The organism is Streptomyces capoamus, assembly GCF_014654935.1.
GTDB classification, from domain to species: Bacteria; Actinomycetota; Actinomycetes; order Streptomycetales; family Streptomycetaceae; genus Streptomyces; species Streptomyces capoamus.
In genome coordinates this window covers 430,361-439,306 of sequence record NZ_BNBF01000002.1, presented here as the reverse complement: position 1 = coordinate 439,306, position 8,946 = coordinate 430,361, and the positions used below count along the sequence as shown (strand labels likewise).

General features: G+C 73.1%; 9 protein-coding genes. 7 read left to right on the top strand and 2 right to left on the bottom strand.

Annotated features, from left to right (window positions below; genetic code table 11):
- On the top strand, positions 1-1,449 hold a 1,449-nt coding region (locus IE312_RS05520), incomplete at its 5' end, for an AMP-dependent synthetase/ligase (protein ID WP_229899107.1).
- Positions 1,450-1,489: 40 nt separating this feature from the next.
- On the opposite strand, the gene IE312_RS05515 is transcribed toward IE312_RS05520, so the two are convergent.
- The gene (locus tag IE312_RS05515; RefSeq protein ID WP_189978840.1) at positions 1,490-2,122 is read right to left on the bottom strand and encodes a class I SAM-dependent methyltransferase; all 633 of its coding nucleotides are present in this window, start codon (positions 2,120-2,122) and stop codon (positions 1,490-1,492) included.
- A gap of 86 nt (positions 2,123-2,208) precedes the next feature.
- Here IE312_RS05515 and IE312_RS05510 point away from each other — a divergent pair, with 86 nt between their 5' ends.
- Entirely contained in the window at positions 2,209-3,894 is a 1,686-nt protein-coding gene (locus tag IE312_RS05510) for a serine/threonine-protein kinase (protein WP_189978838.1), read from the top strand.
- A 109-nt stretch (positions 3,895-4,003) separates the two neighbouring features.
- Here IE312_RS05510 and IE312_RS05505 read toward each other — a convergent pair whose 3' ends face one another.
- Complete coding sequence (locus IE312_RS05505) at positions 4,004-4,207, bottom strand: cold-shock protein (RefSeq protein ID WP_003992177.1); 204 nt, start codon at positions 4,205-4,207, stop codon at positions 4,004-4,006.
- A 287-nt stretch (positions 4,208-4,494) separates the two neighbouring features.
- On the opposite strand from IE312_RS05505, the gene IE312_RS05500 reads away from it, so the two are divergent.
- From IE312_RS05500 to IE312_RS05480, 5 genes are all read left to right on the top strand, one after another.
- A complete protein-coding gene (locus tag IE312_RS05500) occupies positions 4,495-5,343 on the top strand; it encodes a menaquinone biosynthetic enzyme MqnA/MqnD family protein (RefSeq protein ID WP_189978836.1) in 849 nt (282 codons plus the stop codon).
- A 58-nt stretch (positions 5,344-5,401) separates the two neighbouring features.
- Positions 5,402-6,253 carry a prepilin peptidase gene (locus tag IE312_RS05495; RefSeq protein WP_189978995.1) on the top strand — a complete coding sequence of 284 codons (852 nt, stop codon included), beginning with the start codon at positions 5,402-5,404 and terminating at the stop codon, positions 6,251-6,253.
- Positions 6,254-6,370: 117 nt separating this feature from the next.
- Positions 6,371-7,570, top strand: coding sequence for a cyclic dehypoxanthinyl futalosine synthase (gene mqnC / locus IE312_RS05490; protein WP_189978834.1), 1,200 nt, complete (start codon positions 6,371-6,373; stop codon positions 7,568-7,570).
- Between the two features lie 7 nt (positions 7,571-7,577).
- Entirely contained in the window at positions 7,578-8,183 is a 606-nt protein-coding gene (locus IE312_RS05485) for an imidazolonepropionase-like domain-containing protein (protein WP_189978832.1), read from the top strand.
- A 139-nt stretch (positions 8,184-8,322) separates the two neighbouring features.
- Positions 8,323-8,946, top strand: a 624-nt coding sequence (locus tag IE312_RS05480) for a demethylmenaquinone methyltransferase (RefSeq protein ID WP_229899105.1), incomplete at its 3' end; no start/stop codon positions are given.

The window sequence follows — 8,946 nt, the reverse complement described above, 5'->3', positions numbered from 1 at the left end:
GCCGCCCAGGCCGCCGCCATCGGCCCGGAGCTGGCACACCTGCCCGACCTGCGCCACGTCTGGGTGATGGAGAAGGACCACGTGGCCCGGCTCGCCGAGACCGGCGCGCCGGTGCCGGAGGGGGAAGTCGGCGTACGCCGGGGCATGCTCGGCCCCGACACGCTCGCCACGCTGATCTACACCTCGGGCACCACCGGCCGGCCCAAGGGCTGCGCCCTGTCGCACGGCAACTTCTTCGCCGAGGTCGACAACGCGATCGAACTCCTCTACCCAGTCTTCAAGGCGAAGGACGAGGACCCCTCCGTCCTGCTCTTCCTCCCGATGTCCCACGTCTTCGGCCGGATGGTGGCCATCGCCTGCGTCCGCGCCCGGGTCCGCCTCGGCCACGCGCCCAGCCTCGCCCCCGAGGACCTCCTGCCCGACCTGGCCGCCTTCAGACCGACCTGCCTGCTGACCATCCCGTACATGCTGGAGAAGATCTACAACTCCGCGCGCGCCAAGGCGGAAGCCGGCGGCCGGGCGGCCGTCTTCGACCGTGCGACGGCCGTGGCCCGGCGCTACGGCGAGGCGCTGGAGGCCCACCAGACCGGCACCGGCGGCGGTCCGAGCCGCGCCCTGAAGACACAGCGCACCTTCTACGACTCCCTCGTCTACCGCCGCATCCGCACCGCCATGGGCGGCCGCGTCCGGTACGCCATCTGCGGCGGCTCCCCGCTCGGCCGGCGCCTCGCCGCGTTCTACGCCGGCGCGGGCGTCCAGGTCTTCGAGGGCTACGGCCTCACGGAGACCACCGGTGCCTCCACCGTCACCCCGCCCCTGAAACCCCGCCTCGGCACGGTCGGCTGGCCCCTCCCGGGCACCCGGGTGCGGATCGCGGCGGACGGCGAGATCCTGCTGGCCGGCGACCACGTGCTGCGCGGCTACTGGGACCCCCGGGCGGGCGGGGTGGTGCCGGCGTCACGGGACGGCTGGCTGCCCACGGGCGACCTCGGCGAACTGGACGACCAGGGTTACCTCACCCTCACCGGCCGCAAGAAGGAACTGCTGATCACGGCGGGCGGCAAGTCGGTGGCCCCGGCCCCGCTGGAGAACTGGCTGCGCCAGCACCCGCTGATCTCCCAGGTGATGCTGGTGGGCGACGCCCGGCCGTTCGTGGCGGCCCTCATCACCCTCGACCCCGACGGCATCACGCACTGGCGCCAGATGATCGGCAAACACCCGGTGCCGCCGGAACTCCTGGTCGGTGACGAGGAACTGACGGCCGTCCTGCAGCGGGCGGTCGACGAGGCCAACCGCATGGTCTCCCGCCCCGAGTCCATCCGCCGCTTCGCCGTCCTCCCGGTCGACTTCACGGAGGCGGCGGGCCACCTCACCCCGTCGATGAAACTCCGGCGGGACGACATCCTGAGGGACTTCGCCGCCGAGGTGGAGGCGCTGTACGCACGCTGAGGGCCGGGTGCGGACCTCACGGCTGCCGGTCCCCGCGCAGTCAGCCCCTTTTCCGGGCCAGCACGAACGCCTGCGGTACGGGTGACTCGCCGCGCGTCACCTCGGGCTCGCGCACGGTGCTGGAGCCGAGGAGGAAACCCGCCCCCGCCAACAGCCCGGCCATCCGCCCCGGTTCGCGCCGTTGGTAGTCCAGGGCCACGTCGTGGCCGAAGGGGTGTTCGAGACGGAGCGGTACGTCGCCCACCTGGAAGGCGAGCAGCAGCCGCCCGCCGGGGGCCAGCACCCGGTGGAACTCGCGGAAGAGAGCGGGCAGTTCGTCCACGGGCGTGTGGATGCTGGAGTACCAGGAGACCACGCCGGCCAGCGAGCCGCCGGCCAGGGGCAGCTCCCGCATACAGCCCTGCCCGAACCACAGTCCCGGGAAGTCGCGGCGGGCGACGGCGACCATGGACGCGGACAGGTCCAGCCCGAAGACGGACAGCCCCAGGCCGGCCAGGTGCGCGGTGACCGCGCCCGGCCCGCACCCGAGGTCGGCGACCCGGCCGCCCGGGCCGACCTGCTCGGCGTACGCGGCGAGCAGCGCCCGCTCCAGGGGCCGTTCGGCGAGGGGGTCGCGGAAGTGCGCGGCGTAGTCCTCGGCGATGGTGTCGTAGAAGGTGCGGGTGTCGGTCATGGTCAGGGACCGTAGCGGCCGGCGCGGACACCGCCCCTTAGGCTGCTGCTCTTGGCCGAAGCATCACAGCGGGGGGTACCGGGCCGATGGACCAGACGACGGACGTCTTCCAGCCGCTCCAGGCGGACGATCCTCCCGTGGTGGCCGGTTACCGGCTCGCCGCCCGGCTGGGCGCGGGCGGCATGGGCCGGGTCTACCTGTCGCACACGCAGGGCGGCCGGCCCGTGGCGCTCAAGGTCGTACGGCCGGAGCTGGCGGACGACCCGGACTTCCGGCGGCGGTTCGGCAGGGAGATCAAGGCGGCCCGGCGGGTCCGGGGGGCGTACACCGCCGAGCTGATCGACGCGGACGCGGACGGCGTGCCACCGTGGCTGGCCACGCTGTACGTACCGGGGCCGTCGCTGACGGAGGCCGTGGCCCGGCGGGGGCCGCTGCCGGTGCCGGCGGTGCTGTGGCTGATGGCGGGCGTGGCCGAGGCGTTGCAGGCGATCCACGCCGAGGGGATCGTGCACCGGGATCTGAAGCCGTCGAACGTGCTGCTGGCCGCCGACGGGCCCCGGGTGATCGACTTCGGTATCGCGGTGGCCGCGGACGGCACCTCGTACACGGCCACCGGGGCCACGATCGGCACGCCGTCGTTCATGGCGCCCGAGCAGGCGACCGGGGACGGGGTGACGGCGGCGGCGGACGTCTTCGCGCTCGGCCAGACGGCCGCGTTCGCCGCGCTGGGCAGACCCCTGTACGGCGACGGCCCGGCCGTGAACGTGCTGTACCGGATCGTGCACTCCGCGCCCGACCTGGAGCCGCTGCCCGAGCCGCTGCGTGAGCTGCTGGCCCGGTGCCTGGCCGCCGACCCGGCGCAGCGGGCCACTCCGGCGGAGATCGTGGAGTGGTGCCGGCAGCGGCTGGGGGCGGACGCCGACGCGGGCGGGGGACCGGCCGTGTGGCGGGAGGTCACCGGGCCGCGGGCCGCCGTCCCGGCGCCGGTGCCCGAGCCCACCGGGGTGACCGTGCCGCAGCCCGCCCGCGCGACCCCGCAGCCGCTCGTCACGTATCCGCAGCCGCTGACGGGGTGGCCGCGGCCCGCGCCGCAGGAGCGCGCGGCCCGGCGGCGGCGCGTCGCGCTGGTCTCCGGTGCCGGCGTGCTCGGCGGTGCGCTGCTGGTGACGCTGCTGGTGGCGTGGTCGGGGATGGACACGCGGGACCGGGCGAGCGGAAGGTCCGTGACGACCGCTTCCTCGCCGGTTTCCTCGCCGGTCGACGGGTCGGCGTCCGGGCGGGCGTCGACGACCTCGTCGGGATCGCCGGCGGGCTCCGCGGCGGGCTCCGCCCGGAAGCCGGATCACGCGACCGGCGGCGGCGCGCCCTCCGTCTCCGCCTCCCCGGGGGATCCGCGGCCGGAGGGGTTCCCGCAGGTGTGGCTGGACGCGAAGACCTCGGTGAGCCTCAAGGACAAGAACCCCGAGCGGAAGAACCGCACGGGGGACATCCGCTTCGACTGCCGGGCGACCGGCTGCGAGCTGCAGAGCGACCACACGGTCTTCATGCAGATGTTCGGCGCCCACGGCACCACCCTGGACGAGTGCCGTCTCATGCTGAGGAGCGCCCGCCGGCACAGCTGGACGCTGGCCGCGGCGGCGGCCGGCACCGAGTTCTGCATGAAGGACACCGAGGGGAACATCGGCCTGTACGTGATCCAGACGAAGTCCACCGCGATGCCGGACATCGCCTTCCTCACCGGCGACCTGACCGTCTGGCGGAACGCCGCCTGACCGGGGCCGCCGGGCCGGTCGGTCCTGAACCGGAAAAGGCAGGAGCCCCGTCGCCGTACGGCGCGGGGCTCCTTGGGTACTGCACTCAGGTTCTGCGATCAGGCAGTGATCAGACGGGAGTGACGTTCTCCGCCTGCGGGCCCTTCGGACCCTGCGTCACGTCGAAGCTCACCTGCTGGTTCTCCTCGAGGGAGCGGAAGCCGGAGGCGTTGATCGCGGAGTAGTGAACGAAGACGTCGGGGCCGCCGCCCTCCTGGGCGATGAAGCCAAAGCCCTTTTCGGCGTTGAACCACTTGACGGTTCCGGTAGCCATAAGCCCTCCTTGGGCTCAAAAGGGTTGCCCTGCCTCCAGAACCTGCAAGTGCGAAACGGTGCTGCACGACTGCATTCGTCTGAAAACGACGAGAGCCCGCGGTTACATGCTCCGCAGGCTCTGTACTGCAAGGGAAACCAAACTGCAACTTGCGGCAAGCCTAGCATCCGGGCAGCCGAAAGCAATAGAGGCCAAGATCACTTCACCCGGAGGTTTGAACGTCCGCTAGTCCGTTTGGGGGTGGGGCCGGTCCCGGTACCGTAGCGCATGGGGTCTAGTCTCGCGATGTGGACAATTCTCGCACCCGGCCGCGCGTCGGCCACATCCAGTTCCTGAACTGCCTGCCCCTGTACTGGGGGCTCGCGAGAACCGGCACGCTCCTCGACTTCGACCTGACCAAGGACACCCCGGAGAAGCTCAGCGAGCAGATCGTGCGCGGCGACCTGGACGTGGGCCCCGTCACGCTGGTCGAGTTCCTGCGCAACGCGGACGACCTCGTCGCCTTCCCCGACATCGCCGTCGGCTGCGACGGCCCGGTGATGTCCTGCGTGATCGTCTCCCAGGTCCCCCTGGACCGGCTGGACGGCTCCCGGGTCGCCCTCGGCTCCACCTCGCGCACCTCGGTCCGGCTCGCCCAGCTCCTGCTCGCCGACCGCTACGGCGTCCAGCCCGACTACTACACCTGCCCGCCCGACCTCAGCCTGATGCTGCAGGAGGCGGAGGCCGCCGTCCTCATCGGCGACGCGGCCCTGCGCGCCAACCTGCTCGACGGCCCCCGCTACGGCCTCCAGGTGCACGACCTCGGCGCGCTCTGGAAGGAGTGGACGGGCCTGCCGTTCGTCTTCGCGGTGTGGGCGGCCCGCCGCGATTACCTCGAGCGCGAGCCCCACATCACCCGCAAGGTGCACCAGGCCTTCCTGGAGTCCCGCAACCTCTCCCTGGAAGAGGTCCACAAGGTCGCCGAACAGGCCGCCCGGTGGGAGGCGTTCGACGAGGCCACCCTGGAGGAGTACTTCACCACCCTCGACTTCAGCTTCGGCGCCCCGCAGCTGGAGGCCGTCGCCGAGTTCGCCCGCCGGGTCGGGCCGACCACCGGATTCCCCGCCGACGTGAAGGTGGAACTGCTCCGGCCCTGAACGGGGTAGGAACCCCGGACGGGCCGGCCCGGGGGAGGGGAGCGTGGACGTGAGCGGGGTGACCACGGGGACGCTGGTGCTCATCGCCGCGGTGTGGGGTGCGCTGACGGGCGCGCTGCTGCCCCGGGCCGCCTACCGCTTCGCCGTCCCGTCCGGCGAGCCCTGGCGCGCCCACTGCCCCGACGGCCGCCACCCGGTCCGGGGCTGGCTGGGCGGCGTCCGCTGCGGCCACTGCGCCCACGACGCCGGAGACGGGGACGCCGACGGGGGCGGGCGTTCCGGCGTGGGCGGCGGAGGCGACGGGAGCGGGCGTTCCGGTGAAGCCGGGGGCGGGCAGGGGTGCGTGCCCGTCGCGTCGTACCAGCCGTACGCCCCCTCCACACTCCTCCTCGCCACCGTCGGCGCGCTCGTCTGCGCCGCCCTAGCCGCCGCCACCGGCACCCGCCCCGAACTGGCGGTCTGGCTGCTGCTCGCGCCCGTGGGCGTGCTGCTCGCCGCCGTCGACCTACGGGTGCAGCGGCTGCCCGACCCGCTGACCCTCCCGCTCGCCGCCGCCGCGCTCGTCCTGCTCGGCCTGGCCGCCCTGCTCCCCGAACACGCCGGCCACTGGCGCACCGCCCTCCAGGGCGCCCTCGCGCTCGCCGCCGGCTACTACGCGCTGTACCGCCTCAACCCCGGCGGCATGGGCTTCGGTGACGTGAAGCTGGCCGTCGGGACGGGCGCCGTCCTCGGCTGGTACGGCTGGCCCACCGTGCTGCTCGGCACCTTCGCCGGCTTCCTGTTCGGCGCGCTCTACGGCGGCGTGCTCGTCCTGGCCCGGCGCGCGGACCGCAAGACCGCCGTACCCTTCGGCCCGTTCCTGCTCGCCGGTGCCCTCGCCGGGCTGCTGATCGGCGCGTACGCGGCCTGAGCGCGGGCGGCCGAAAGGGCTGGCGTAGGCTGACTTCGTCCGCCCACCCGTCTCCCACCACCACCCTCGTACCGAGCGCTTCGCGCCCACCCTCCACTTGACGAAAGGGACGCCCTGGTGACCGAGAAGGCCGACCTCACGTCTGTCCTCGACCGTGCCGCCGCCGGTGGGCGGATCACCCCGGAGGAGGCGCTGCTCCTCTACCGCGACGCCCCCCTGCACGCCCTGGGCGCCGCCGCCGACGCCGTACGCCGGCGCATGTACGCGGGCACCGAGCACATCGCCACGTACATCATCGAGCGGAACATCAACTACACGAACGTGTGCGTCACGGCGTGCAAGTTCTGCGCCTTCTACGCGGCCCCGAAGGACACCGCGAAGGGCTGGACCCGCGACCTCGACGACATCCTGCGCCGCTGCGCCGAGACCGTCGAGCTGGGCGGCACCCAGATCATGTTCCAGGGCGGCCACCACCCGGACTACGGCGTCGAGTACTACGAGAAGCACTTCCGCGCCATCAAGGAAGCCTTCCCGCAGCTGGTCATCCACTCCCTGGGCGCGTCCGAGGTCGAGCACATGGCCCGGATCAGCGGGGTGTCGGTCGAGGAGGCCATCACCCGCATCCACGAGGCCGGGCTGGACTCCTTCGCGGGCGCCGGCGCCGAGCTGCTCCCCGAGCGTCCCCGCAAGGCCATCGCGCCCCTCAAGGAGAGCGGCGAGCGCTGGCTGGAGATCATGGAGACCGCGCACCGGCTGGGCGTCGAGTCCACCTCCACCATGCTGATGGGCACCGGCGAGACCAACGCCGAGCGGATCGAGCACCTGCGGATGATCCGGGACGTGCAGGACCGCACGGGCGGCTTCCGCGCCTTCATCCCGTACACCTACCAGCCCGAGAACAACCACCTGAAGGGGCGCACCCAGGCGACCCTCTTCGAGTACCTGCGGATGATCGCGATCGCCCGCCTCTTCCTGGACAACGTCCGGCACATCCAGGGCTCCTGGCTCACCACCGGCAAGGAGGTCGGCCAGCTGTCCCTGCACTACGGCGCCGACGACCTCGGCTCGATCATGCTGGAGGAGAACGTGGTCTCCTCGGCCGGCGCCAGGCACCGCTCCAACCGCCTGGAGATCATCGACCTGATCCGCAAGGCCGACCGGGTCCCCGCCCAGCGCGCCACGACGTACGAGCACCTGGTCGTGCACGACGACCCGGCGCACGACCCCGTCGACGACCGCGTGGTCTCGCACATCTCCTCCACGGCGATCGAGGGCGGCACCGCGCACCCCGAGCTGAAGCTGCTCGCCTCGAACTAGGCGCGCTGTGCTGACGATCCACGCGGACTCCCGGGGTGACGCCGTCCTCGTCACGGGCGGACGGATCGAGGCCGTCGGGCCCCTGGAGGAGCTGACCGCCGCGTACCCGTCCGCGCGCGTGCGCCGTTGGCCCGGCATCCTCACGCCCGGATTCGTCAACCCCCACGGCACCGAACTGCTGGAGGAGACGTACCACCCCGACCCCCGGGAGGCCGACGTCCTCGGCACCGAGCCGCTGACCGGTGACGCGTTGACCGCCCTCGCCCTCGACGACGCCCGCTGGGGCGCGAGCGCCCGGCGCGGGGTGCAGCGCATGTTCGCCCACGGCACGGTCGCGGCGGCCTGCGCCCCGCTGCGCAACCGCGCGGTACGGGACGCCGTGCAGCGCACCGGTCTCGAACTCCTGCCCCGCGGGCCGCGGTCCGCCGGCGTCCCCGCCCTCGACCCGCTCGCCTCCGCCCTCCCGCCCACGACCCCGCCCGCCCTCGCCGCGGGCTCCCCGGCCCGCTTCGCCGTCTTCGACGTCCGCGACGAGCCGGAGCTGACCGAGCGGGGGGCGGGGACCTGCGTGGCCACGGTGGTGGCGGGGAGGCTGGTCTTCCGGCGACGCTGAGCGCCGCCGTGGCCCCCGACGTGTACCGACGCCCGGCGGCCGGTCGCGGAACCCCGACGTGTGCCGACGCCCGGCAGCCGCTCGCGGCACGCAGGAAGCCGACGGTCCCGCCGGTGGGGCGGGCTGCAAGAATGAGCGGGTGACCCGCGCTTCCCTGAACAAGCAGCCGCACGAAGTCGCCTCGATGTTCGACGACGTGGCGGAACGGTACGACCTGACCAACGACGTGCTGTCGCTCGGCCAGGACAGGCGCTGGCGCAAGGAGGTGGCGAAGGCGGTCGACGCGCGCCCGGCGCAGAAGGTCCTGGACCTGGCCGCCGGCACGGCCACCTCCTCGCTGCCGTTCGCGCGGACCGGCGCGTACGTCGTCCCCTGCGACTTCTCCCTGGGCATGCTCCAGGTCGGCAAGAAGAAGCACACCTGGCTGCCGTTCACGGCGGGCGACGCGACGCGCCTGCCCTTCAAGGACGACACCTTCGACGCGGTGACGATCTCCTTCGGGCTGCGTAACGTGCAGGACACCGACGCGGCCCTGCGGGAGATGTACCGGGTCACCCGGCCCGGCGGACGCGTGGTGATCTGCGAGTTCTCCCACCCGGTGTGGGCGCCCTTCCGCACCGTCTACACCGAGTACCTGATGCGGGCACTGCCGCCGGTGGCGCGCTCGGTGTCCTCGAACCCGGACGCGTACGTCTACCTCGCCGAGTCCATCCGGGCCTGGCCCGACCAGCCCGCGCTCGCCGGACGGCTGCGCGCGGCGGGC